At 65.1% G+C, this 24,401-nt stretch carries 22 protein-coding genes and 2 pseudogenes; 13 read left to right on the top strand and 11 right to left on the bottom strand.

The annotated features are described in order from the left end of the window. Positions 1-13 precede the first annotated feature (13 nt). A pseudogene (locus RX327_RS34830) lies at positions 14-1,775 on the top strand (adenylate/guanylate cyclase domain-containing protein). A gap of 41 nt (positions 1,776-1,816) precedes the next feature. Here RX327_RS34830 and RX327_RS34825 read toward each other — a convergent pair. The 3 genes and pseudogenes from RX327_RS34825 to RX327_RS34815 form a co-directional block, all read right to left on the bottom strand. Further along, on the bottom strand, positions 1,817-3,415 hold the full coding sequence (locus tag RX327_RS34825; RefSeq protein WP_317248584.1) for a DUF882 domain-containing protein: 1,599 nt from the start codon (positions 3,413-3,415) through the stop codon (positions 1,817-1,819). 265 nt (positions 3,416-3,680) lie between these two features. Then, a pseudogene (locus RX327_RS34820) lies at positions 3,681-5,974 on the bottom strand (L,D-transpeptidase family protein). 307 nt (positions 5,975-6,281) lie between these two features. Then, positions 6,282-7,772: a sigma-54 dependent transcriptional regulator gene (locus tag RX327_RS34815; protein ID WP_317248583.1), complete on the bottom strand. Its 1,491-nt coding sequence runs from the start codon at positions 7,770-7,772 to the stop codon at positions 6,282-6,284. 142 nt (positions 7,773-7,914) lie between these two features. On the opposite strand from RX327_RS34815, the gene RX327_RS34810 reads away from it, so the two are divergent. The 9 genes from RX327_RS34810 (at position 7,915) to RX327_RS34770 (ending at position 16,938) form a co-directional block, all read left to right on the top strand. Further along, complete coding sequence (locus tag RX327_RS34810) at positions 7,915-9,831, top strand: M3 family oligoendopeptidase (protein ID WP_317248582.1); 1,917 nt, start codon at positions 7,915-7,917, stop codon at positions 9,829-9,831. Positions 9,832-10,099: 268 nt separating this feature from the next. Beyond that, positions 10,100-10,252, top strand: a complete 153-nt coding sequence (locus RX327_RS34805) for an aa3-type cytochrome c oxidase subunit IV (RefSeq protein ID WP_028335990.1) — start codon at positions 10,100-10,102, stop codon at positions 10,250-10,252. Positions 10,253-10,397: 145 nt separating this feature from the next. Beyond that, positions 10,398-11,525 carry a Re/Si-specific NAD(P)(+) transhydrogenase subunit alpha gene (locus RX327_RS34800; protein ID WP_317248581.1) on the top strand — a complete coding sequence of 376 codons (1,128 nt, stop codon included), beginning with the start codon at positions 10,398-10,400 and terminating at the stop codon, positions 11,523-11,525. Positions 11,526-11,536: 11 nt separating this feature from the next. After that, positions 11,537-11,854, top strand: a complete 318-nt coding sequence (locus RX327_RS34795) for a proton-translocating transhydrogenase family protein (protein WP_028180801.1) — start codon at positions 11,537-11,539, stop codon at positions 11,852-11,854. Positions 11,855-11,893: 39 nt separating this feature from the next. Then, a complete protein-coding gene (locus RX327_RS34790; protein ID WP_317248580.1) occupies positions 11,894-13,291 on the top strand; it encodes an NAD(P)(+) transhydrogenase (Re/Si-specific) subunit beta in 1,398 nt (465 codons plus the stop codon). Between the two features lie 197 nt (positions 13,292-13,488). Then, entirely contained in the window at positions 13,489-14,307 is an 819-nt protein-coding gene (locus tag RX327_RS34785; RefSeq protein ID WP_050383008.1) for an alpha/beta hydrolase, read from the top strand. A gap of 53 nt (positions 14,308-14,360) precedes the next feature. Beyond that, positions 14,361-15,458 carry an ionic transporter y4hA gene (locus tag RX327_RS34780; protein ID WP_317248579.1) on the top strand — a complete coding sequence of 366 codons (1,098 nt, stop codon included), beginning with the start codon at positions 14,361-14,363 and terminating at the stop codon, positions 15,456-15,458. A 40-nt stretch (positions 15,459-15,498) separates the two neighbouring features. Then, positions 15,499-15,783 carry a cupin domain-containing protein gene (locus tag RX327_RS34775; protein WP_028340624.1) on the top strand — a complete coding sequence of 95 codons (285 nt, stop codon included), beginning with the start codon at positions 15,499-15,501 and terminating at the stop codon, positions 15,781-15,783. A gap of 276 nt (positions 15,784-16,059) precedes the next feature. Beyond that, entirely contained in the window at positions 16,060-16,938 is an 879-nt protein-coding gene (locus RX327_RS34770; protein ID WP_317248578.1) for a hypothetical protein, read from the top strand. On the opposite strand, the gene RX327_RS34765 is transcribed toward RX327_RS34770, so the two are convergent. Next, a complete protein-coding gene (locus RX327_RS34765; protein ID WP_317248577.1) occupies positions 16,847-17,749 on the bottom strand; it encodes a tetratricopeptide repeat protein in 903 nt (300 codons plus the stop codon). The two genes, RX327_RS34770 and RX327_RS34765, sit on opposite strands and share 92 nt — an antisense overlap. 113 nt (positions 17,750-17,862) lie before the next feature. Next, positions 17,863-18,159, bottom strand: coding sequence for a 30S ribosomal protein S21 (gene rpsU, locus RX327_RS34760; protein ID WP_021078544.1), 297 nt, complete (start codon positions 18,157-18,159; stop codon positions 17,863-17,865). Between the two features lie 264 nt (positions 18,160-18,423). Between rpsU and aqpZ the strand changes: the two genes are divergently transcribed. Next, positions 18,424-19,146: an aquaporin Z gene (aqpZ, locus tag RX327_RS34755; RefSeq protein WP_317248576.1), complete on the top strand. Its 723-nt coding sequence runs from the start codon at positions 18,424-18,426 to the stop codon at positions 19,144-19,146. 174 nt (positions 19,147-19,320) lie between these two features. Here the strand turns inward: aqpZ and RX327_RS34750 are convergent, their stop codons facing one another. Both RX327_RS34750 and purE read right to left on the bottom strand, forming a co-directional pair. Beyond that, complete coding sequence (locus RX327_RS34750; RefSeq protein ID WP_317248575.1) at positions 19,321-20,430, bottom strand: 5-(carboxyamino)imidazole ribonucleotide synthase; 1,110 nt, start codon at positions 20,428-20,430, stop codon at positions 19,321-19,323. Then, positions 20,427-20,915, bottom strand: coding sequence for a 5-(carboxyamino)imidazole ribonucleotide mutase (gene purE / locus RX327_RS34745; protein WP_317248574.1), 489 nt, complete (start codon positions 20,913-20,915; stop codon positions 20,427-20,429). The genes RX327_RS34750 and purE overlap by 4 nt, the downstream gene beginning before the upstream one ends. A 145-nt stretch (positions 20,916-21,060) precedes the next feature. On the opposite strand from purE, the gene RX327_RS34740 reads away from it, so the two are divergent. After that, positions 21,061-21,786 (top strand): GGDEF domain-containing protein, encoded by a 726-nt coding sequence (locus tag RX327_RS34740; RefSeq protein ID WP_317248573.1) that lies wholly within the window; start codon positions 21,061-21,063, stop codon positions 21,784-21,786. On the opposite strand, the gene RX327_RS34735 is transcribed toward RX327_RS34740, so the two are convergent. From RX327_RS34735 to RX327_RS34725, 3 genes are all read right to left on the bottom strand, one after another. Next, positions 21,781-22,032, bottom strand: coding sequence for a hypothetical protein (locus RX327_RS34735; RefSeq protein ID WP_018268738.1), 252 nt, complete (start codon positions 22,030-22,032; stop codon positions 21,781-21,783). The two genes, RX327_RS34740 and RX327_RS34735, sit on opposite strands and share 6 nt — an antisense overlap. A gap of 118 nt (positions 22,033-22,150) precedes the next feature. Beyond that, positions 22,151-22,360 carry a hypothetical protein gene (locus RX327_RS34730; protein ID WP_317248572.1) on the bottom strand — a complete coding sequence of 70 codons (210 nt, stop codon included), beginning with the start codon at positions 22,358-22,360 and terminating at the stop codon, positions 22,151-22,153. A gap of 195 nt (positions 22,361-22,555) precedes the next feature. Then, positions 22,556-22,762 (bottom strand): YdcH family protein, encoded by a 207-nt coding sequence (locus tag RX327_RS34725; protein WP_016847372.1) that lies wholly within the window; start codon positions 22,760-22,762, stop codon positions 22,556-22,558. Positions 22,763-23,002: 240 nt separating this feature from the next. On the opposite strand from RX327_RS34725, the gene RX327_RS34720 reads away from it, so the two are divergent. Then, positions 23,003-23,188, top strand: coding sequence for a YdcH family protein (locus RX327_RS34720; protein WP_016847370.1), 186 nt, complete (start codon positions 23,003-23,005; stop codon positions 23,186-23,188). Between the two features lie 96 nt (positions 23,189-23,284). Here the strand turns inward: RX327_RS34720 and RX327_RS34715 are convergent, their stop codons facing one another. After that, positions 23,285-24,388, bottom strand: a complete 1,104-nt coding sequence (locus tag RX327_RS34715) for an NAD(P)/FAD-dependent oxidoreductase (protein WP_317248571.1) — start codon at positions 24,386-24,388, stop codon at positions 23,285-23,287. Positions 24,389-24,401: the final 13 nt, after the last annotated feature.

Below are 24,401 nucleotides of genomic sequence, written 5' to 3'. Positions count from 1 at the left end.
GCAGATCGTTCAGATGGATGTGCCGGGACCAGAGCGCAGGCTCGCCGCGGTCCTCGCCGCCGACATGGTCGGTTTTAGCCGGCTTATGGAGGTCGACGAGGCCGGCACTCTCGCGCGCCTCAAGACCCATCGGGTCGAACTGATCGATCCAGCCATTGCCAAGAACCGCGGCCGTATCATCAAGACGACCGGCGACGGCCTGCTGGTTGAATTCCATAGCGTCGTCGATGCGGTGCTGTGCGCGGCCGAGGTCCAGAGCCGGATGGCGAAGCGCAACGCCGACGTCGCGCCGGCGCGCTGGATGCAGTTTCGCATCGGCATCAATCTTGGCGACGTGATCGTTGACGGCGCCGACATTTTCGGCGATGGCGTCAACGTCGCGGCGCGGCTGGAGGCGCTGGCCGAGCCTGGAGGAATCTGCGTTTCCGGCGCGGTGCGCGATCAGGTCGGCGACCGCCTGGAAGATCTGAGCTTCGAGGATCTCGGCGACCAGACCGTCAAGAACATCGCGCGCCCAATCCGGGTTTTCCGCGTCCATCTCGAATCCGGTGCCAGGCCCGTTCCGGAGCACCCGAGTGCGGTGGCCGCCCCTGTCGTCGCGAAGAAGCCGTCCATCGCCGTGCTGCCATTCGCCAATATGAGTGGCGATCCGGAGCAGGAGTTCTTCGCGGACGGTCTCACCGAGGACATCATCACCGAGCTTTCACGCTTTCACGACCTGCTTGTCATCTCCCGCAACTCGACGTTCGTCTACAAGGGCAAGGCCGTCAAGGTTCAGGACATCGCGAAGGAATTCGCCGTCGACTATGTGCTGGAAGGCAGCGTGCGGAAGGCCGGGGAGCGCGTCCGCGTCACCGTGCAGCTGATCGATGCAGAGACCGACCGCCATATCTGGGCCGAACGCTACGACCGCGAGCTCCGACATCTTCGCCATCCAGGACGAGATGACCCGCGCGATCGTGGCGACTTTGCCCGGCCGGGTAGAAGCCGCAACGCACGACCGCACCAAGCGCAAGCCGACCGACAACATGCCCGCTTACGAATGCGTGCTTGCCGCCAAGGTGCTGCATCATCGCTCGGCACGCGACGACAACGCGGAGGCGCAGCGCCTGCTCGAACGGGCCATCGTGCTTGACCCGAACTATGCCCACGCCCACGCCTGGCGGGCCTGCGTGCTCGGCCAGACCTGGGTCTACAACTGGTGCACCGACCGCGACGCGACCATGGCGCAGGTCGCCGCAGAGCTCGAGATCGCGCTCAAGCTCGACGACAATGACAGCGACGTGCACCGGATTCTCGCCGCGCTGAACCTCAACCGCGACGACCACGACAAGGCGGCCTTCCATCAGGAGCGTGCGCTTGCCCTCAACCCGAATTACGACCTGGTGGTCGTGCAACAGGGGGAGCTCCTGACCTGGCTGGGCTTGCCGGAGGAAGGCATCGACTGGATCAGGAAAGCGATGCGCCTCAACCCCTATCATCCAGAGCGCTTCTGGAGCCACCTGGGCCGAGCCTATTATTGCGCGGAGAAATACGCCGAGGCCGCCGAGGCGTTTTCGCGGATTACGCGCCCCGACCACACCCATCACGCCTTCCTCGCGGCGACCTTCGCGCAGATGGGCAACACGGTGGCTGCCTCGGCCCACGCCGCCGAGGTGCTGAAGCGCGAGCCGACCTTCTCGGTGTCGGCGCATCTGGCAACCCAGCACTACAAGCGCGAGCCCGATCGGGCACGCTTCGAGGCCGGCCTGCTCAAGGCAGGGCTGCCGGCCTGAACCGGCGCAAAGCTATCCTTGTCCGGCAGAGGCGCAGCGGCTCAGCGCAGCGAGGCGGTGCGGAGCACGAAGGACTGGGTCGTCAGGAGGGCGGTCGCCGAGCCCGAGAAGCGGTCGCAGGTCATGCCCATCATCGGATCTTCCGAGAAGGTCATGACGACGGCGGCCTGCGGCTTGACGAAATGAGCCCGCATCATGGTCATGTCGGTGTCGCCAAGCACCGTGGTCAGCATGGCATTGCTCGCGCTCGGCGCCAGCATCACCACGCGCATCCAGATATCGTTGCCCTTGGCAGCCGAGATCCGCGCGGAGGTGGTGATCACGCCCTGGCTCGGTGCGCCCTTGGCAACGACGGTGTTGATTTCGGTGCTAGGAGCCGCGGCATTGCGCGTCGGGCGCGCGTTGCGCGGGATCGGCGCGGTCGCTGCGACGATGTTGGCGCGATCGACCGGTGAGGCCGCCGCGGGCGCATAGGCCAGCGCCTTGTTGAAGTTTTCGGTCGTCGTGCTGGCAGTGGTCTGCGGATCGCTGCCGCCGACCGCCTCACGGGCCTTCAGCGCGGCTATCTGCGCCGCCGACGCTTGCTTCGGCGCCTCACCCTCGTCATCCCAGAAGCCGCGGGCATTGATGATGTCGGCCGGCGATTGCGGCGCGGTGTTCTCGGCCATCTGCACCACTTGCACCGCGGGCTTCGCCTTCGGCATCGGAACGAGCTGGGCGTCGGCGGCCGCGAGCTGGATGGCGGCGGCGAACTGCGGCTTGGCGCGCGGCAGCGGAATCGGATCGGCGGATTTGGCGGGCGCGGCGGCGGCCACCACGGTGTTGGCGGCCGGCTTGTCGTTCACGCTGGCCGCGCCTTCGTCTTCATCGTCACTCGACTTGCCGCCACCGAACAGCTTCGCGAACAGGCTCGGCTTGCCGATGGTCGCGGCATCGTCACCATTGCCGCGGCGCTCGATATCGGCCTTGGCAAGCTCATAGCCCTTCAGCGGCGTGCCGTCGGTCGGGACATGGACGGTGCGGCCGTCGGGGAACACCCTGACCAGCTGATCGCGGGTCATGCGCGGCCAGTGCCGGACGCTGCCGGTGTCCAGATGCACGAAGGGCGAGCCGGAGGTCGGATAGAAACCGACGCCGCCGCGCTGGAGGCGAAGGCCGGCGAAACGGATCTGCTCCAGCGGCACGCCCGGGATGTAGAAGTCCATCGCATGTCCCAGCATGTGCTGGCTGGAGCGCGCCACGCCGGAGGAGCGGCGGCGGAGCATGGCGTTGGTGGCGGGAGAGCGGTAGGAGGAGATGATCTGGATCGGCTGCTTGCCGTCGACGTCGCGATAGACTTCCCAGAGGATGTCGAAGAGGCGACGGTCCATGACCGTTTCATCTTGGGTGCGCCAGTCGCGCAGGAAATGGTTGAGTTGCTTCAGCGCGGCCTCATCATAGCGGCCGTCGCGCTTGAAGGTGACGGTGAGGTCTTCGCCGGAATGGGTGTGGTGGAAGGAGAGGGTGCGGGTCTGGTTCAGCGCGGTGGCATCGTGCACCGATCCCGCGCCCGCCAACAGCAATAGCGCAGTCAGGCCGACTTGGTATCCGGCCTTAGGCAACGACAGCGGTTTGTAGCGGCGTGCGAAGACAGCCAGCACTATGAGCCCACCCAGTCGACGAGCGTTCGGTCGGCATCTTTCGCAGACCCCCTGCGGAAGACGGTGAACGCTTTCTTAAAGCGGGAGGGTTAACCGAGGTTTACCGACCCGCCCCCAAGTTAGGCTTAACTAACTGGGCGAGTGTGGCAAAAGATAGCCCTGCTCCCCGGCCGAGACCCGAAATGGTTAACGTAAACGATCTCGCCTTTTGAGCGAGATCGTTGATTTTGCTTCAAAATTTATCCCAATCGGGCGGAAATGCAGATTAGCGGGTGATCACCCGGCGCTGCTGCTGGGCCTGCCCGCGACGGATCGGCTGCGGCTCCGGCTGTCCGAATCCCCCGAACAGGCGCTCGAAGAAGTTTGGTCCGGAGGAGCCAAAGCCGTTGTCGCCCGCGACATTGACGCCGGCGGGCAGGCTGCTGCTCGGCGGACGCGAGTAGCTCGGCTGGGCGTGCGCCACCACCGTCTCGAGATCCTTGCCGCGGTTGTTCCTGAGCAGCGACAGCATGCTGGCATCGCGACCGTAGATGTCCTTGCGGAATTGCAGCTTGCCGGCGTCATCCACGAATGCAGTCTGATAGGTGATGTTGACCGGGATCGGCGTCGGGAATTTCAGATCGATCTCGCTCTTGCCGTACATGCTGCGCACGCGCTCCGGCGTGTACTTCTCGTTCGGCATGGTGATGTTGAGCAGCACGGAGGCGTATTGATCCGGATTCTGTACGCGCATGCAGCCATGGCTGAATGCGCGCTCGTCCCTGGCGAACAACTGCTTGTCCGGCGTGTCGTGCTGATAGACCAGGAACTTGTTCGGGAAGTTGAAGCGGATGCGGCCGAGCGCGTTGGCTTCGCCCGGCGGCTGCGAGATGTGCACCGAGCCGTCGCGGTTCTGCTCGAGCCTGAGGCCCATGCGCTGAAGCACCGTCGGGTCCTGCTGCAGCGCCGGCAGGTATTCGTTGTAGACGATCGACGGCGGCACGTTCCAGGTCGGATTGACCGTGATGTACTTCATCGTCTCCGTGAGCAGCGGGGTCGCATGCGTACCCGGCTTGCCGGTCACGACGCGCGTGGTCCAGACCTGATGGCCGCGCTGCATCACCTTCAACGTGAAGTCGGGAATGTTGAGGATGACATAGGCATCTCCCAGCGAAGACGCGCCGAGGTCGCGCGGCAGCCAGCGCCAGCGCTCCATGTTGACCAGCACGACGTCGATCTGCTTGTCGCGCTTGGGAGTGTTGAGCGCCTTGACGGTGCGCTCGTCGAGAACGCCGGTCGGCTTGAGGTCGACGCTGCTCTGGAATTTCTCCACCGCCCGCGCGACCGTCGCGTCATACTTGGTGCTGTCGGCATTCTCGGTGACGCCGAGCTTGTTGCGCAGGTCCGGCACGCGCGGATCGTCCATCTCGACCGCAGCCTGCTTCTTGCGTGCCGGCAAATATTTCAGCGTCGGGCCGTCCGCGATGGTGATGACAGGGCCGTTGCCCTGGCCGCGCAGCTCGGCGAGCTTGGCCTTCAGCTCCTTGTAGAGCTTGTGCGGCGGGTTGTAGCTGTCGAGCGCTGCGGAAGCGTCTTTCGCGGAGGTCACATTGGCGAACACTTCCGCCGGATCGACCGGATGCTCGGGATAGAGAATGTCGCCGCTGACACCTGCGACCAATGCATGCGGCCGCTCTGGGCATGGCGCGCATAGTCGAACATGCTGGCGGTGAGCTTGAGCTCCGCATCCGCCAGCGCATCGGGCGTCGTGGCGGCGGCGAAATCCGGCAACGGATAGTCGGCGGGATTGAGGCCATCCGCGTCCGCGTCCTTCAGGCGGGCGATGACGCCCTTGCCGGCGTCGGTCAGCTTGCCGGCCTTGGTGAACACCGGCGCGTATTCGCGAGTCGAATAGAACTTCTCGGCCGCAGCGCGCTCGTTCTTGCGGTCGAAGCTACGCAGCGACTTGCTGGCGAGCAGTTCGCGCAGCTTGTCGGCAACCGGCTGATCCTCGGCGGCAACATTGCTCGCTGCCTTCGCCGGTTCGCTCGCCGGCGCCGCGGCGGTCGCGGGAGCAGTGGCCGGCGCTGCTGCCGTTGCAGGCGCGGGGCTTGCGGCAGGCGCGGTGGCCGTTGCGGGGGCGGGGGCGGCCGCCGCCGGCGCGACGGCGGTATCGGTCTTCGGGGCATCGGCCGGCTTCGTCGCAGGCGCGGTTACGACATCGGCGGGCTTCGGCTCGACGGCCTTTGCAGTCGCGCTCGGCTCTGCCGGCTTGGCGTCGACCGGTTTTGTCGGAGCGGGTTTGGCCTCGGTGGCTTGCACATCCGCTGGCTTCACGTCGGCCGGCTTGGCTGCATCGGGCAGCGCGGCGGTGGTGTCGGCCTTGAAATCGCTTGCGGTGGGGGGCGGCACGTTGGCCGGTTCGGGGCGCGGGATCGCCGCGTCGATCGCGAGTTCCGAGGCGCTGGAGTGCGGCGTGTCCTGCGCGAAGGCCGCGGTCGCGGACACCGTGAGGAAGGTTGCCGCGACGGCCATCAATACGCGGTCAAATCCTCGACGGTTGTTCGAACAGTCACGCATCGTCACACCCCCTGGGTGAAACTGCCCCTCATCAAACTGGAACAGTTCAAATCAGAATTTGGTTTCATAGCTTGCGCGAAGCGCCGGCCTCTCGATCGACTCGCACGCCTGCACACAACGAACGCAGACGATACCTTTGCCCCTCTCATGCAGCCAGCGCCATGCGGGGCAACTCACGACAAACTGACCTCGAAGCAGCTGATTTCGCTCCGGGCTGTGCGTTTTTGCCACGCGGCACAGCCTTTGTCTGTCACCGCCACGACACGGTTCAAAAGGTTCCCTGGTGTGGCCCTGTCGGCCTCGAGGGCTAAGTGGCGTCGCTTGCGGGCGCGCCGGCCGCAGCCTCGTCGAGTTTGCGGTAGAGCGTCGACCGGCCGATCTTGAGGCGGCGAGCCACTTCGGACATCTGGCCGCGATAATGCGAGATCGCGAAGCGGATGATCTCGTTCTCGAGATCTTCCAGGGGGCGCACCTCGCCCGCGGCATTGAGCATGGAAAGGCCGCCGGCCGTGGGCAGGGAGGCGGCAACCGGTATTTCATTACCGGATATCATGGCGGGAGCCGTGGAAGGCGACACCACCAGCGGCTCGCCCTGCAGCGATTTGCCCTCCGGCGCCGGATGCGCCGTTCCTTGCGGGAAATCGGCGAGCCCGAGTTGGTCGCCGTCGCTCATCACCACAGCGCGGTAGACCGCGTTTTCGAGCTGGCGGATGTTGCCGGGCCAGTCGAGCTGGGCCAGGTGCGCGACCGCCTCGCCGCTGATGCCGGTGATCGGGCGGTTCTCCTCGGCGGCAAAGCGCGCCAGGAAATGCCTGAGCAGATGCGGGATGTCCTCGCGCCGGGCGCGCAGCGAGGGGATCGTCAGCGGCAGCACGTGCAGGCGATAGAACAGGTCTTCCCTGAAATGTCCCTGCTTCACCCGCTCCAGCAGCTTGCGATTGGTTGCCGAGATGATGCGGACGTCGACCTTGACCGGCTTGCGGCCGCCGACGGCCTCCACGGCTCCTTCCTGGAGCGCGCGCAGCAGCTTCACCTGCGCGGTCAGCGGCAGCTCGCTGACCTCGTCCAGAAACAGCGTGCCGCCATGAGCCTCGACAAACTTGCCCATGTGCCGTTCGGTGGCGCCGGTGAAGGCGCCCTTCTCGTGGCCGAACAGGATGGACTCGACGAGGTTGTCGGGAATCGCGCCGCAATTGACGGCGACGAATGGCTTGGCCTTGCGCTCGCCGCTGCCATGGATGGCGCGCGCGAACATTTCCTTGCCGACGCCGGACTCGCCCTCGATCAGCACCGGGATCGTCGAGGACGCGGCCTTTTGCGCGGTGCGCAGCACCCCGCCCATCGCCTCGCTGCGGGTGATGATGTCGGAGAAAGTCAGCCGGCCCTCACGGCTGTGACGGATGCGCTGCAATTCGCCCTTGAGCGCGGACGCGTTGAGCGCGTTGCGCAAGGAGACCTGGAGCCGCTCCACGCCGACCGGCTTGACGACGAAATCGGCCGCGCCCGCGCGCATCGCCGAGATCACGTTGTCGATGCCGCCATGGGCGGTCTGCACGATGACGGGGACGGTCAAACCAGCTTCACGAATTTTTGCGAGGACTCCAAGTCCGTCGAGGCCCGGCATCACGAGGTCGAGCACGACGGCGTCAATCGCCTGCGTCTCGGATGCGGTCAGGGCCGCGATCGCCGCGTCGCCACTGTCCACGACGAGGGGCTCATAGCCGCACTTCTGCACCATGTTTTCAACCAAACGGCGCTGTACTGCGTCGTCATCGGCGATCAAAATGGTGGCAGCCATGGTTTTCCCCGCACGCTACGTTTATTTGTCTCGAATCGGGGCAATGTCGCCGATGCCGATTAACGCACTCTTAAATGTTGCAAACCCGCATTCATTCCGCCGCCGCCGACATCTTTCCGACTGAACTAAGGTTACGAACAAGATGACCTCGCGCTCCAAAACTGCATCCAACAAGTCTGCCCTCAGCAAGGCCGCTCTCCGCAAGGAAGCCGCGTTGCGCAAGACGGCCGCGCAACGCAAATCGTCCGCAGGCGGCCCGGCGGCGAAAAAGGCAGCCAGCAAGACCGGCAAGCTTCCGGAATGGAATCTGGCAGATCTCTACTCCGGTATCGATGCGCCTGAGGTCGCACGCGACTTGCAGAAAATGGACGCAGATTGCGTCGCGTTTGAGACCGACTACAAGGGCAAGCTTGCCGAAAATACCGCCAAGGAAGGCGGCGGAAAGTGGCTGGCCGAGGCGATCAGGCGCTATGAGGCGATCGACGATCTCGCCGGCCGTCTCGGCTCCTATGCCGGTCTCGTCCATGCCGGCGACAGCGTTGACCCTGCGATTTCAAAGTTTTACGGCGACGTGTCCGAGCGCCTGACGGCGGCGTCGACGCATCTTCTGTTCTTCGCGCTCGAGCTCAATCGCGTCGACGATGATGTGATCGAGCGCGCGATGGCCGAACCGGAGCTCGGCCATTACCGGCCATGGATCGAGGATCTCCGCAAGGACAAGCCGTACCAGCTCGAGGATCGCGTCGAGCAGCTGTTCCACGAAAAGGCGCAAAGCGGCTACGCGGCCTGGAACCGGCTGTTCGACCAGACCATCTCCGGCCTGCGCTTCAAGGTCGGATCCAGGGAGCTCGCGATCGAGCCGACGCTCAATCTGCTGCAGGACAAGGCGGGGGACAAGCGCAAGGCTGCCGCGCAGGCGCTGGCGAAGACCTTCAAGGCCAATGAGCGCACCTTTGCGCTGATCACCAACACGCTGGCCAAGGACAAGGACATCTCCGACCGCTGGCGCGGCTTCAAGGACGTCGCGGATTCCCGCCATCTCAACAACCGGGTCGAGCGCGAGGTGGTGGATGCGCTGGTCGCCTCGGTGCGCGCGGCCTATCCGAAGCTGTCGCATCGCTATTATGCGCTGAAGGCGAAATGGTTCGGCAAGAAGCGGCTGGCCTATTGGGACCGCAACGCGCCGTTGCCGTTTGCGGCGACCGACGTCATCGCCTGGCCGGAGGCGCGAAGCATGGTGCTGACGGCCTATCGCGGCTTCTCGCCCAAGATGGCCGATATCGCCGAGCGCTTCTTCACCGATCGCTGGATCGACGCGCCGGTGCGGCCGGGCAAGGTGCCGGGGGCGTTCTCGCATCCGACCACGCCATCGGCGCACCCCTACGTGCTGATGAACTACCAGGGCAAGCCGCGCGACGTGATGACGCTCGCGCATGAGCTCGGTCATGGCGTCCATCAGGTGCTGGCGGCGAAGAACGGCGCGCTGATGGCGCCGACGCCGCTGACGCTGGCGGAGACCGCGAGCGTGTTCGGCGAGATGCTCACGTTCAAGCGTCTGCTTGCCCAGACGAGGAATGCAAGACAGCGTCAGGCGCTGCTCGCCGGCAAGGTCGAGGACATGATCAACACTGTGGTGCGGCAGATCGCGTTCTATTCCTTCGAGCGCGCGGTCCACACCGAGCGCAAGAACGGCGAGCTCACCGCGACGCGGCTCGGCGAGATCTGGCTGTCGGTGCAGGGCGAGAGCCTGGGACCCGCGATCGAGATCAAGGCGGGCTATGAGAACTACTGGATGTACATTCCGCACTTCATCCATTCGCCGTTCTACGTCTATGCCTATGCCTTCGGCGACTGTCTCGTGAACTCGCTCTATGCCGTCTACGAGAATGCGGCCGAAGGCTTTGCCGAGCGCTATCTCGACATGCTCGCCGCCGGCGGCACCAAGCACTATTCCGAGCTGCTGCGGCCGTTCGGGCTGGACGCCAAGGATCCCAAATTCTGGGACGGCGGGCTCAGCGTTATCGCCGGCATGATCGACGAGCTGGAGACGATGGGCTGAGGCCCATCGGCGTTCCGGCCGGGCCGGGCGGCGGTCGGCCCCGTGCCAGTTTTGTTCGGCGTTTTTTGCGCCTGGCGGCATGATCGTTCCATGATGCCTGCGTTTGGGGGGCCGATCCTGCCGAGGGGCTGCCGCGGCGTCGTCGCTCGGACGTGGATCGGGGACGATTTGCGCTTCAAATCGCCCGATCGGGACCGCGCCGTTGCCCTGCCTACCCGTTTGCGGTAATGGCTCGCGGAGGAACGCGACTTTCTGACTGGGGACATCAATGGCTGACCATAGCGAAGTGGCCTACACCACCGCCGACGGCAACGACTATGTTGCCCACGAGCAGACCTATGAAGGGTTTCTCATGCTGGTCAAATGGGGCACCATCAGCGTCGCCATTATTCTTATCCTGATGGCCTATTTCCTGGTCTGATCCTTGGGATCGGCTAGCGGCGCTGCCGTCCCGCGGCGGTGCCGGAATTGCTGTCGAAACCCGGATGTAAAAACCGGGTATCCAAATCTGGCGAAAATAACGCTAGTTTGAAGACGCGTGCGCCGCCCGCGTCGCCGGAGGCCTCATGAAGATTGCCGTTGCCAAGGAAATCGATCCGTCGGAGCCGCGCGTCGCCGCTTCGCCTGACACGGTGAAGAAGTTCATAGCGCTGGGCGCCGAGGTTGCCGTCGAGTCGGGCGCCGGTATCAAGTCGGGCCTGCCGGATTCCGAATTCACCGCGGCTGGCGCCACCGTCAGTGCCGACGCGCTCAAGGACGCGGACATCATCATCAAGGTGAAGCGCCCCGAGGGGGCCGATCTCGCGCAGTACAAGCGAGGCGCGCTCGTCATCGCGATCATGGATCCCTACGGCAACGACGCGGCGCTCAAAGCGATGGCCGATGCCGGCATCTCCGCATTCGCCATGGAGCTGATGCCGCGCATCACCCGCGCGCAGGTGATGGATGTGCTGTCCTCGCAGGCGAATCTCGCCGGCTACCGCGCCGTGATCGAGGGCGCCGAGGCCTTCGGCCGCGCCTTTCCGATGATGATGACGGCCGCCGGCACCGTGCCTGCGGCCAAGGTGTTCGTGATGGGCGTCGGCGTCGCCGGCCTCCAGGCGATCGCGACCGCGCGCCGCCTCGGCGCCGTCGTCACAGCCACGGACGTGCGTCCCGCCACCAAGGAGCAGGTCGAATCGCTCGGCGCGAAATTCCTCGCGGTCGAGGACGAGGAGTTCAAGAACGCACAGACCGCCGGCGGCTACGCCAAGGAAATGTCCAGGGAATACCAGGCCAAGCAGGCCGCGCTCACCGCCGAGCACATCAAGAAGCAGGACATCGTGATCACGACCGCCCTGATTCCGGGCCGGCCGGCGCCGAAGCTCGTCAGCGCCGACATGGTCAGGTCGATGAAACCGGGTTCGGTGCTGGTCGACCTCGCCGTCGAGCGCGGCGGCAATGTCGAGGGTGCGAAGCCGGGCGAGGTGGTCGACGTCGATGGCATCAAGATCGTCGGCTACACCAACGTCGCCGGCCGCGTCGCGGCTTCGGCTTCCAGCCTCTATGCCCGCAATCTGTTCTCCTTCATCGAGACCATGGTCGACAAGAAAGAGAAGAAGCTCGCCGTCAACTGGGACGACGAGCTGGTCAAGGCCACTGCGCTGACGAAAGACGGCGCCGTGATCCATCCGAACTTCCAGCCGAAGGTTTAAGGAGAGCCGCCATGGAGCATGCAGCACAGCTCGTCGACCCCTTCATCTTCCAGCTGTCGATCTTCGTCCTCGCCGTCTTCGTCGGCTATTTCGTCGTCTGGTCGGTGACGCCGGCGCTGCATACGCCGCTGATGAGCGTCACCAACGCGATCTCCTCGGTGATCGTGGTCGGCGCGCTGCTCGCGGTGGGTGTCGGCATGATTTCGAGCGGCTCGGGCTGGGCGCGCGGCTTCGGCTTCGTCGCGCTCGTCTTCGCCTGCGTGAACATTTTCGGCGGCTTCCTTGTCACCCAGCGCATGCTGGCGATGTACAAGAAGAAGTCGAAGTGAGCGGCCACCTCGGGCTGAAGGGATCAATGGGGACCTGAGATGAGCGCCAATCTCTCTGCATTCTTGTATCTCGTGGCGGGGGTGCTGTTCATCCTGTCGCTGCGCGGGCTGTCGAGCCCGGCAACCTCGCGCCAGGGCAATCTGTTCGGCATGATCGGCATGGCGATCGCGGTCGCCACCACGCTCGCGAGCCATCCGCCGGCCGACGGCGTGGCGTGGATCCTCGTCATCCTCGCCGTCGCGATCGGCGGCGGCGTCGGCGCGGTGATCGCTCGCCGCGTGCCGATGACCTCGATGCCGGAACTGGTCGCCGCCTTCCACTCGCTGGTCGGCATGGCCGCAGTGCTGGTCGCGGCCGGCGCGTTCTACGCGCCGGAGGCCTTCGGCATCGGGACCCCCGGCAACATCCATCCGCAGAGCCTGGTCGAGATGTCGCTCGGCGTCGCCATCGGCGCGCTGACCTTCACCGGCTCGGTGATCGCGTTCCTGAAGCTGTCGGCGCGCATGAGCGGCGCGCCGATCCTCCTGCCGTTCCGCCACATCATCAACATCGCGCTGGCTCTGGCGCTGGTGTTCTTCATCGTCGGCCTCGTGCTCTCAGGCAGCGCGTTCGACTTCTGGATGATCGTCATCCTCGCGCTGGCGCTCGGCGTGCTCATGATCATCCCGATCGGCGGCGCCGACATGCCGGTCGTGATCTCGATGCTGAACTCCTATTCCGGCTGGGCCGCGGCCGGCATCGGATTCACGCTCGGCAATTCCGCGCTGATCATCACCGGCGCGCTGGTCGGCTCGTCTGGCGCGATCCTGTCCTACATCATGTGCCACGCGATGAACCGGTCCTTCATCTCGGTGATCCTCGGCGGCTTCGGCGGCGAGACCGCCGCGGCCGGTGGCACAACCGGCGAACAGAAGCCAGCCAAGCTCGGCTCGGCGGACGATGCCGCCTTCATCATGAAGAACGCCTCCAAGGTCATCATCGTGCCCGGCTACGGCATGGCGGTGGCGCAGGCCCAGCACGCGCTGCGCGAAATGGCCGACATGCTGAAGAAGGAAGGCGTCGAGGTGAAATACGCCATTCACCCCGTCGCCGGCCGCATGCCCGGCCACATGAACGTGCTGCTCGCGGAAGCCAACGTGCCCTATGACGAGGTGTTCGAGCTCGAGGACATCAACTCCGAGTTCGCGCAGGCCGACATCGCCTTCGTGATCGGCGCCAACGACGTCACCAACCCCGCGGCCGAAGAGGACAAGTCCTCGCCGATCTACGGCATGCCGGTGCTCCAGGTCTGGAAGGCCGGTACCGTGATGTTCATCAAGCGCTCGCTCGCCTCGGGTTACGCGGGCATCGACAATCCGCTGTTCTATCGCGACAACACCATGATGCTGCTCGGCGACGCCAAGAAGGTCACCGAGAACATCGTCAAGGCGATGTAGCGCGGGCGGCAATGGCGCTGAACCGGGAGTGGCATCGAGCGCATCGCATGCCGCCCCGGGCGACGCGCGAGCAGCGCATCAAGTGGCACGTCGCACATGCGGCGGCGTGCGCGTGCCGGCCGCTCCCCGACAGCATCAAGGCGGACGTCGAGAAGCTGCTCAGGCTCCGCGGCAAGACATAGCCGCGGCCACCCCTGATGGCACTGGCACTCGCAATCCTGAAATGGTTCCTGATCGCCGCGGTCGTCGTCTATCTCGGCGGGCTCGCAGTGCTCTACGTCAGGCAGCGCGAGCTGCTGTTTCCGATCCCGCCGGTCGGACGGACTGCGCCGGCAGCCGCGGGTCTTCCCGAAGTGGAAGAGCATGTCCTGACCACCGGCGACGGCGAGAAGGTCATCGTCTGGCACGTGCCGGCGAAGCCGGGCCGGCCGGTCGTGCTGTTCTTTCATGGCAATGGCGATTTCCTTGCCGGGCGCGTGGCGCGCTTCAAGGCCATCACGGCCGACGGCACCGGGCTGGTGGCGCTGTCCTTTCGGGGTTATGCGGGGTCGAGCGGGTCTCCGAGCGAGCAGGGACTGCTGCAGGACGCGGCTGCCGCTTACGCGTTCGCCACCGCGCGCTACCGCGCCGAGCAGATCGTGGCCTGGGGCTTCTCGCTCGGCAGCGGCGTTGCGGTCGCGCTCGCCGCCGGACATCCCGTCGGCAAGCTGATCCTGGAGGCGCCGTATACGTCGACGGCCGACGTCGCTGGCGCGCATTTCTGGTATGTGCCGGTCAGCCTGTTGATGCGCGATCAATTCCACTCCGACCGGCTCATCGCGCAGGTCAAGGCGCCGCTGCTGATCATGCATGGCACCGACGATCCGGTGATCCCGATTCGCTTCGGCGAGCGGCTGTTCGGCCTCGCCCATGAGCCCAAGCAATTCGTGCGACTGCCCGGTGGCGGGCACGACAATCTCGACGATTTCGGTGCGATGGCGACGGCGCGGCGGTTTATCGACGCCGCAAGAGGCTGACGGCTGCGATTGTCTGTCGCATAATCGCGCCAGCGAAGTAAGGGGACCCCACGATGAGCGCACACGGACCGATGCCGCGGTCGGCCTGGCTGTATCCCGTTCTGGCGGTGCTGTTGTTTGCCGCGGTCACGGCCACCGGCTACAGCTTCGCGCCATCGGCCGGGGGCTGGGTGTTCGCGGCGGTGCTCCTGGTCATCCTGTTCGGCACCGTGTTCGCCGCGGTTCATCATGCCGAGGTGATCGCGGAGCGGGTCGGCGAACCCTATGGCACGCTGGTGCTGACGCTTTCGGTGACCATCATCGAGGTCGCGCTGATCACCACGATCATGCTGGGCGACAAGCCTGCCCCGGCCCTGGCCCGCGACACCGTGTTCGCCGTGGTCATGATCGTCTGCAATGGTCTCGTCGGCCTCTGCATCTTCATCGGCGGCCTGCGCTATCGCGAGCAGGGCTTCCAGCTCTCAGGCGCCAACGTCTATCTCAGCGTGCTGTTCGCGCTCGCGACCATCACGCTCGATATGCCGAATTTCACGCTCACCGCGCCGGGACCGATCTACTCCACGGCCCAGCTCGCCGTGATCAGCGTCGTGACCCTGCTGCTGTATGCGGTGTTCCTCTACACCCAGACCATCCGCCACCGCGATTATTTCGTCAGCGGCGCCAACGAGGCGGCGGCGCATGGCGAGGTGATGTCGGACCGCATGACGGCGATCAGCGTTGCGCTGCTTCTGGTCTCGCTTCTGGCGGTCGTGCTGCTGGCCAAGAAATTCTCGCTGGTGGTCGATGCCGTCGGCGCCAGGATCGGCGCGCCATCGGCCTTCGCCGGCCTGGTGGTGGCGGCCCTGATCCTGTTGCCGGAGAGCGTTGCCGCGGTGTCGGCGGCGCGCAAGAACGATCTGCAGAAGAGCATCAACCTCGCGCTCGGCTCGTCGATCGCCACCATCGGGCTCACGGTTCCCGCGGTGGCCGTAGCCGCCTATGCGCTCGACAAGCAATTGGTGCTCGGGCTCAGCAACCAGCATATGCTGATCCTGCTGCTCACCTTCATGGTCAGCATGCTCACCTTCGGAACCGGCCGCACCAACATCCTGTTCGGGCTCGTTCACATGGTGGTGTTCGCCGTGTTCGTGTTCATGGTTTTCGTGCCGTAGAGCATGATCCGCTCAAACAAAAAACTTGGAGAGAATGACGATGCTCAGTGCCAAATCGGATGTGCAGGTGGATACCGCGGAAGTCCGCGTGACCGAATGGCGCCTCGCGCCGGGCAGCGCCACCGGCCACCACACCCATGAGATGGACTATGTCATCGTTCCGATCACGGCGGGCGAGATGACGATCGTGGCGCCGAACGGCGAGCGCTCGAAGGCGCAGCTCGGAGCCGGCAAATCCTATTTCCGCAAGGCCGGGGTCCAGCACGACGTGCTCAACGAGACGGCCAGCGAGATCGTGTTCCTCGAGGTCGAACTCAAGCCCTGACGCGGCGCGAGAATCCTGCAAGGAACCCCGCAAGGAACCCTGCACCCGCCGAATGGCAGGTCCGAGCCGGCGCGGCTGTGGAAATTCACGACCCGTTAACGGCTGCGCGATGATCTAGCAGGCGGATGCGGCCTGCGCAGGGGGCGCCTCCGGCTGAAACCAAAGCGACACCAAAGGTGACGTCGGAACGGGGGTTTGCCACCGATCCGACGCAGTTGATCCCTGAATGTGCCTCAAAGTTCCAGCATGTAATACCGGGGTGGGGAGTGGCAGGTCATGCTGAGTTACCTGAAGAAATTCGTGATGGACATCTTACCCTCGGTGGCAGCGACCATCATCGGGGCGTACATCGTTAACCACTACATCGTGGCCAAGCCGGAAGCGCCGGCAGCCGCAGCCGTGACCGCCGCAGTCGATCCCAAGGCAGATCCGAAAGCTGCCGCCAAGCCCGCCACCGTCGTCAGCAGCCTCCCCGAAGCCGGTGTGAAGGCCAAGGGCATGTCCGAGCGCACGCTGATCGAGCGGTCGGCGTCCGAGAAGGCCACCGTCACCGAGAAGCCCGCCGAGAAATCTGCCGACGCAAAGCCTGACGCACCGGCCGATACCGCCAGCATCCCCACCGACACCCGCCATCATCCGGCGCCGCCGAAGGCGGTCGCGAAGGTCGCGCCCGCCGCGCCGCAGCCGGCCGCGCCCGCGACGTCAGCCGCGCCGGTCGAGACTGCTGTGACGCCTGAGGAAAGCCGCGACGCCAACAACCTCGCGCGCGCCGCCATCGAGCGGCTGCGCAAGGACCGTCCGCAGGAGGCGGCGCGCTCCCAGGATGCCACGCGCACCGATCTCGCCCGCCTGCCTGAGGCGCAGCGTCCGGCAGCCGCCTCGGTGATCCGGCCGTTGCCGCCGCCGATCATGGTGTCGAGCCCGTCCACTGACAATGTCGATCAATCCTCGCAGCCGCGTCCGCCCTATGCCGCCGGCGGCCAGGATTCCAACCGGCTGACGCCGCCGGCCGACATTCCGGTCCCTGTGGTGCAGGCCCCGCTCGATCTGCGCGCCGAGGCGATCATGCCGGCGCAGAAGAACGAGCGCACGTCGGTGACCGACGACATGTTCTCCGGCATGAAGTCGATGTTCCACGCCGTCCTGCCGAAGTAGCCGCAGCGCTGCTCGGTCGTTCCTGACGGGTTGTCTTCACGCCAAGCGCTAAAGCATGATCCGGAAAAGTGCGCAGCGGTTTTCCGAAAAGATCATGCTCAAACAAAGAGCTAAGGCGCGATGACGATTCATCCCGATCGCATCGCGCTTTAGCCCCGGTGCGCGCCAGTCCGCTGCGCGCATTGCCGTCGCCTGGCCGCAGCGCGAGCGCGCGATTGTAGGACGCCGCCGCCTTGACCTTGTCGCCGAGCCGCTCATAGGCCTGGCCGCGCGTGCTCCACGCCGCAACATTGCCGGGATCGGCCTGCACCGCCTCGTCGAGATCGCTGGCGGCCTGCTTGGCCTTGTCGAGCGCGAGGTAGCTGGTGGCACGGCCGACCAGGGGCTCGGCCTTCTGCGGCGACAGCCCGCTGGCTGCCGTGAAATCGTCGATCGCCTGCTGATGCTGTCCGCGGCCCTGATAGATCAGGGCGCGGCCGTAGAGCGCCTGGATGTTGTAAGGGTCGGCCGCCAATGCCTGTTCGAACTCCGCCATCGCCTCGTCGAACTTGCCGGAGCGCGCCAGCACCTGAGCACGCGTGGTGTGATCCCTGGCGCTGTTGACGTCTTGCGGGGTGATGGTGTCGGCGGCGGGCTTGTCGGCGGTGGCAGCCGGCTTCGGCTTGTCGTCCGAGGAGCCCCATGAACCGAGGTCGAAGGAGCAGCCCCCGAGCGGCAGGCCGAGAAGCATTGCAATGATGACGAGATGCGGCGCGCAACGGCGGCGCGCGGGTGCTGGAAAGGGCGGGCGGGATACCGGATCAGCCGTCATGCAAAATGCTCTTGCCGGTCGTTTTGCATGGGTACCCCGGAACGCGGCGTGCTTCAAAACGACAACGCGGGCCCGTGGCCCGCGCTGTTAGACTTCTATATCGGCAAAACGGTTCAGCGAGGGCCGCGACCGGCGCCTGCACCGCCCGGACGGCCACCGCGGTCGCCACCCGGGCCTGCGCCGAACACCGGCTTCGGCTTCATCGGCAGCAGGCCTTCGCGCTGCAGCTTCTTGCGGGCCAGCTTGCGCGCACGGCGCACGGCTTCGGCCTTTTCGCGGGCCTTCTTTTCGGAGGGCTTCTCGTAGTGACCGCGGAGCTTCATCTCGCGGAAAATGCCCTCGCGCTGCATCTTCTTTTTCAGCGCCTTGAGAGCTTGATCGACGTTGTTATCGCGAACGAGAACCTGCACGCGGCATCCTCTTTTGAATTGATCGGTTCGGAATTCTGGCGAGGTGAAGGGGCGGCAAAAGGCCTGCCTCTTAACCCTAGGCGCGCGCATGTATCAGACAAACGCGCAGATGTCCACCGGTCGAGTGACTTTCGGGCCTAGTAAAGCCACGAAATAGGGCGAAAATGCCATTGTGCGGCCCCGATTTGGGTGATTTGGCGCCCAGATGAGGGCCGCTCCCGGCGTTTTGGATAACCCGGACATTGGAAATAGGGGAGATGCGAGATGGACATGAAGAAATACGCCGCCGAAGCCATCGGCACTTTTTGGCTCACATTCGCCGGTTGCGGCAGCGCGGTGATCGCGGCCGGTTTCCCGCAGGTCGGCATCGGCCTGGTCGGTGTCTCTCTCGCATTCGGCTTGAGCGTCGTCACCATGGCCTATGCGATCGGGCATATCTCCGGCTGCCATCTCAATCCGGCCGTCACGGTCGGCCTTGCCGCCGGTGGGCGTTTCCCGGGCGGCCAGGTGCTGCCCTACATCATCGCGCAGGTCGTGGGCGCCATCATCGCGGCCTGGCTCCTCTATGTCATCGCGAGCGGGGCGCCCGGATTCGACGTCAGCAAGGGCTTTGCCTCCAACGGCTATGATGCGCATTCGCCCGGCCAGTACAGCATGATGGTGTGCTTCCTCACCGAGGTGGTGATGACCATGATGTTCCTGTTCATCATCATGGGTGCCACCCATGGCCGCGCGCCGGCGGGCTTCGCACCGCTCGCGATCGGGCTCGCGCTGGTGATGATCCATCTCGTCAGCATTCCCGTCACGAACACCTCGGTGAACCCGGCGCGCAGCACGGGCCCGGCGCTGTTCGTCGGCGGCTGGGCGCTGTCGCAACTCTGGCTGTTCTGGGTAGCACCGCTCATCGGCGGCGCGCTGGGCGGGGTGATCTATCGCTGGCTCAGCGAGGAGCCCGCCGGCGTCGTTGCGGGCGTGAAGACGGCGTGATCGGCGAGAGCGTTTTCGAGCGAAGTGGACGCCGGTTCGCGTGAAGAAAACGCGTAAACAAAAATCCAGAGCATCGGTTCTGATTCAATCAGAACCGATGCTTTAATGGATCGTGGTTGCCACGATCCCAATTTCCATCGATACGACGAAGGCGGCTATGGGCCGCGCGTGAAATTATCGCTTGCGGGCCGGCGTCACTTCGGTGACATGACCCATCTTGCGGCCGGGGCGCGGCGCGCCCTTGCCGTACAGATGCACCGTGGCGCCGGGAACGGTGAGCCACTGCTCGTAGCTCAGGATCTCGTCGCCGATCAGGTTGGTCATGGTGACGACTTCGCCGTGGCGCACGGGCTTGCCGAGCGTCCAGCCGGCGATGGCGCGGATGTGCTGCTCGAACTGCGAGACCGAGGCGCCATCGAGCGTCCAGTGCCCTGAATTGTGCACGCGCGGAGCGATCTCGTTGACCAGCACCTTCGCCTTGCTGCCGTTGCCGGGCACCGCGAACATTTCCACCGCGAGCACGCCGACATAGTCGAGCGCCGAGGCGATCTTTTCGGCGATCGCGCGCGCCTGTGCGGCAAGCTCATCGGGGATTGCGGCCGGCGCGCGCGAGATCTTCAGGATGTGGTCGCGGTGCTCGTTCTCGGTGACGTCGAAACATTCGACGTCGCCTGCGGCCGAGCGCGCGGCGATCACGGAGATCTCGCGCTCGAACGGCACGAAGGCCTCCAGGATCGCCGATTTGGTGGCGAGGCTGGTCCACACCTTCGCGATGTCGTCGCCGTCGCGGATGATGACCTGGCCCTTGCCGTCATAACCGAAGCGGCGGGTTTTGATCACCGCGGGCAGGCCGATCCGTTCGATTGCCGTGCGCAGCGTGTCGACCGAGGACACGTCGGCGTAGTCGGCGGTACCGATGCCGAGTTTGCTGACGAAATCCTTCTCGATCAGCCGGTCCTGCGTGGTCTCCAGGATCTTGTAGGCCGGCAGCACTGGGCGCCGCGCGGCGAGCACCATCGCGGTCGCGGCCGGGACGTTCTCGAATTCATAGGTGATGACGTCGACGTCGTTCGCGAACAGCTCGAGCGCTTCGACATCGGCATATTCGGCACAGGTCGCGTTCAGCACGACGTCGAAGGCCGGCGAATCCGGATCGGGCGAGAATACCTGGCAGCGCAGGCCGAGCCGGGCCGCAGCCATGGCCAGCATCCGGCCCAATTGTCCGCCGCCGAGGATTCCGATGGTGTCACCGGGCTTCAGCTTCACTGCGTTCGAAGCCGTCACGCCGCGCCCTCCGGATGCTCGTTGACCGCGTCGGTCTGCTGCTTGCGCCAGGCCGCAAGGCGGGCCGACAGAGCCGGATCGTTGAGTGCGAGCACGCTCGCCGCCAGCAACGCGGCGTTGATCGCACCGGCCTTGCCGATGGCGAGGGTGCCGACCGGGATACCCGCCGGCATCTGGACGATCGAATAGAGCGAATCGACGCCCTTGAGCGTCTTGGATTCGACGGGAACGCCGAATACCGGGAGTTCCGTCAGCGCCGCCGCCATGCCGGGCAGATGGGCGGCGCCGCCGGCGCCGGCAATGATCACCTTGTGGCCGGCTGCCTTGGCGCCCTTGGCAAAGACATAGAGCCGATCCGGGGTGCGGTGGGCCGAAACGATGCGCGTTTCGCAGGCCACGCCGAGCGCGTCAAGCGTGTCGGCAGCATGCCGCATCGTGTCCCAGTCCGACTGGCTTCCCATGATGATGGCGATCGGCGCGGTCATCTCTTCAATTCTGTGCAGGAATCCAAAAGCATAGGCCGATTATAGGGACGGCCCGGGCGTCATCCAAGGCGTGGCAAGGGAGTTAGAATGGACTATCCTGTCTTGGTGAATCCCCGCAAGCCTTCATTAGCAGGCCTCAACAAGGATGCGCATGAAGAAGAAGACGACGGCGGCCGCCTCGGGGGCCGCGAAACGACGGAAAGGCGCGCCCGCCGCGCGCAAATCCAGGCCGGGCAAGACTGCAGCCAAGCGGGCTGGAACCAAACGGGCTGGAACCGGAGCTGCCACGCGAGGCGCGGTCGCATCCGGCGACAAATCGACCATCCGCAGCTTGCGGGCGCAGCTGGCGCGGGCGCAGGCCCGGATCGAGGAGCTGCAGGCCTCCGCCGAGACCGACTTCCTGCTCGACATCCTGAACCGGCGCGGCTTCGAGCGCGAGCTCGCCCGTTCGCTCTCGTTCATCAAGCGCTATCAGGCCTCCGGGGCACTGATCGTGCTCGACGTCGATCGGCTCAAGCCGATCAACGATTCGTTCGGTCATGCCGCCGGCGACGAGGTGCTCAAGGCGATCGTCGCCGCGATATCGGATCAGGTGCGCGCTTCCGATGTGATCGGCCGTCTCGGCGGTGACGAGTTCGCCGTGCTGCTGTGGAATCTCAGCGAGATCGATGCCCGCGCCAAGGCGGCTGCGCTGGAAGAGGCGATCGATCGGTTGACCTTCATGTTTCGTAACAGCCAGGTCACCGCAGGCGCTTCCGCGGGCGTTGCGATCCTCACCGCGCATTCGGATATCGATCGCGTGCTCGATGAGGCCGACCGTGCGATGTATGTGCGCAAGGCGCAGCGGCGCCACGAATCCCGAGAATTATAGCGCGCTGAGATCCTCCGGCACGTTGCCGTAGGCACGCAACAATTTGGCATCGCCGAATTCACCGATCGCGGGATCGCCGGTGCGGCTGAACGCGACGGCGCCGATGCTGCCGGGCATCCGCGACATGGTCTCCGCGCGGCGCAACGCGACCGCCGAGCTCTGGCATTCCTCGGCATTGCCGGCGACCGGCGTGCCGTCGTCGTCCTGCATGAATGGCAGTGCCACGTAGTAGGTCACATCGGCCATCGCTGTGCTCCCGAAGGGTTAGAGCGTTTTCGAGCGAAGTGGCTACCGGTTCGCGTGAAGAAAACGCGTCAAAACAAGAATCCAGAGCCTCCGTTTCGATTCAATCGAAGTGAAGGCTCTAGGCGGCGTCGCTCGCCGCCCGGGTCTGCGCCGGCACGCAGCCGGCGGAAATCGCCGCCTGCAATTCCTCCAGCTCGGTTTCCAGATATTCATTGGCCATGATCAGCGCTTTGATCGTGCTGCGCAGATTGCCGTCGCACATCGCGATCGCCTGATCGCAGGCCTTCTCGTAGCGGCTGTTGTCGGGCAGGGAAGGCGGTGCGGACATGGCGAAACTCCCTCTGATGGCTGGCGGCTGGGCCGATATGTTCTCTTTTTGTTCATGTGGAGTCAAGCGCCGAGAAACCGCCTCGCCTCCGTTGCCGCGAACGTGAAGCCGGTGAGGCGCTGTGGATGACGGGGAAAACCGCCGCCCGGCCTGAACCGGAACGCCGAACCGCGAAGGCCCGCGCCGCGGCGCGCGTCAGGCAATGATGTCGGGCGTGATCTGGTCTTCGATGAAGGCGATGCGATCGCGCAGTTGCAGCTTCCGCTTCTTCAAGCGTTGCAGCATCAAGAGATCCGGCGCCGGCGACTGGTGCAGCGCGTCGATCGCGGCATCGAGGTCGCGGTGCTCTTGTTGCAGCCGCGCGAGCTCGGCGATTAGTTCGCGCTCATCCTGATCGTTCATGGTTGTGTATTAACTGATAAGCACGATAAGGTTGTTACGGCGGAAGTCGCCGCTCGCCGGAATATCCTCCTTGAACGCGCGCCGCGCAAGCCGGACCGGTTCCATAGTCACGATTGGTTACAGATAAACCGAAATGAGTGCGTGCGGCATTTCGCATCTCCCATCGACAGCGCCGTCCACTTGTGTACACTCGGCGGTCCGGATCGAACCTGAGGTTTAACGCACCGAGGAGTGTTCGCAATGGCAATACAGGCCCATCTCATTGAGCTGGAGCGTAAACACAAAATACTCGAGAACGAACTGCACGAAGCGCTCGTTCACCCCTCTGTAGACGACCTGCATATTTGCGAGCTGAAGCGCCGCAAGTTGATGGTCAAGGATCAAATCGAGCGGTTGAGACTATCCGCCGACGACACGGTCCACTAGACCGCCCCCCTGCAAATTAGCAAATAGCGTGGCCTTTCACCGAGGGATGAACGCCCAAGTGCGCGCGCATCCCCCGGAAGGCCTTACCGTATTTGCTCAGAGTTCCGCCAGCGCGCCGACGTGATCGGCGATCGCGAGCGACGACGTCAGTCCCGGGGATTCGATGCCGAACAGGTTGATCAGGCCTGCGACGCCGTGATCGTGCGGGCCCTGCATCAAGAAGTCCTGCGTGGCCACGGCCGGCGGCACGATCTTCGGCCGGATGCCCGAATAGCTCGGCATCAGCGCGCCATCGGGCAGCGTCGGCCAGTATTTGCGGATCGCCGGATAGAAGCGCTCTGCCCGATCAGGGTCGACGGCGTAATCGATGTGATCGATCCATTGGACGTCGGGCCCGAACCTCGCCTGTCCGGCCATGTCGAGCGTCAGGTGCACGCCGAGCCCGCCGGGTTCCGGCACCGGGTAGATCAGCCGCGAGAACGGCGCCCTGGCGCTGCAGCTGAAATAATTGCCCTTGGCCAAATAGGCCGTTGGAATCAATTCGATCGGCATGCCCTCGACGTTGCGCGCGACCGCCGTCGCGCCGAGTCCGGCGGCATTGACCAGGAGATCGCAGGCCAGCGTCATCGGCGCCACGCCGCCGGCTTCGATCTCGAACCCGTCGGCGGTGGCCGTGGCGTGGAGCAGCGGCGTATGGAAGGCGAACGCCGCTCCGGCCGCCTCGGCGTCACCGCGCAGCGCCAGCATGTAAGCATGGCTGTCAATGATCCCGGTCGAGGGCGACAGCAGCGCTGCGTCGCAATTCAGCGCCGGCTCCAGGGCGCGCGCCGTCTCGCCGGACAACAACTGCATGTCGTCGACGCCGTTGGCCTCGGCATGCGCGCGGATTGACTGCAGCTTCTCGGTCTCCGCAGGCGTGGTCGCAACGATCAGCTTGCCGCAATTCTTGTGAGGGATGCCGCGCTCGGCGCAGTAGCGGTAGAGCGCTTGCTTGCCGCTGACGCACATGCGCGCCATCCAGCTCCCGGCGCGATAGTAGATGCCGGCATGGATCACCTCACTGTTGCGCGAGGAGGTGACCGTGCCGATCCCCTCGGCCTCCTCGAGCACAATCACTTCGCGGCCGGCCTGTGCCAGCCGCCGCGCCACGGCGAGGCCGATCACCCCCGCACCGACGATCACGCAATCAACCCTGTCCATCTCGTCCTTCAGG

Origin of the sequence: Bradyrhizobium sp. BEA-2-5 (genome assembly GCF_032918025.1) — a bacterium.
GTDB classification, from domain to species: Bacteria; Pseudomonadota; Alphaproteobacteria; order Rhizobiales; family Xanthobacteraceae; genus Bradyrhizobium; species Bradyrhizobium pachyrhizi.
The sequence above is the reverse complement of the archived record's forward strand: the minus strand, read 5'-3'. Positions and strand labels throughout refer to the sequence as shown.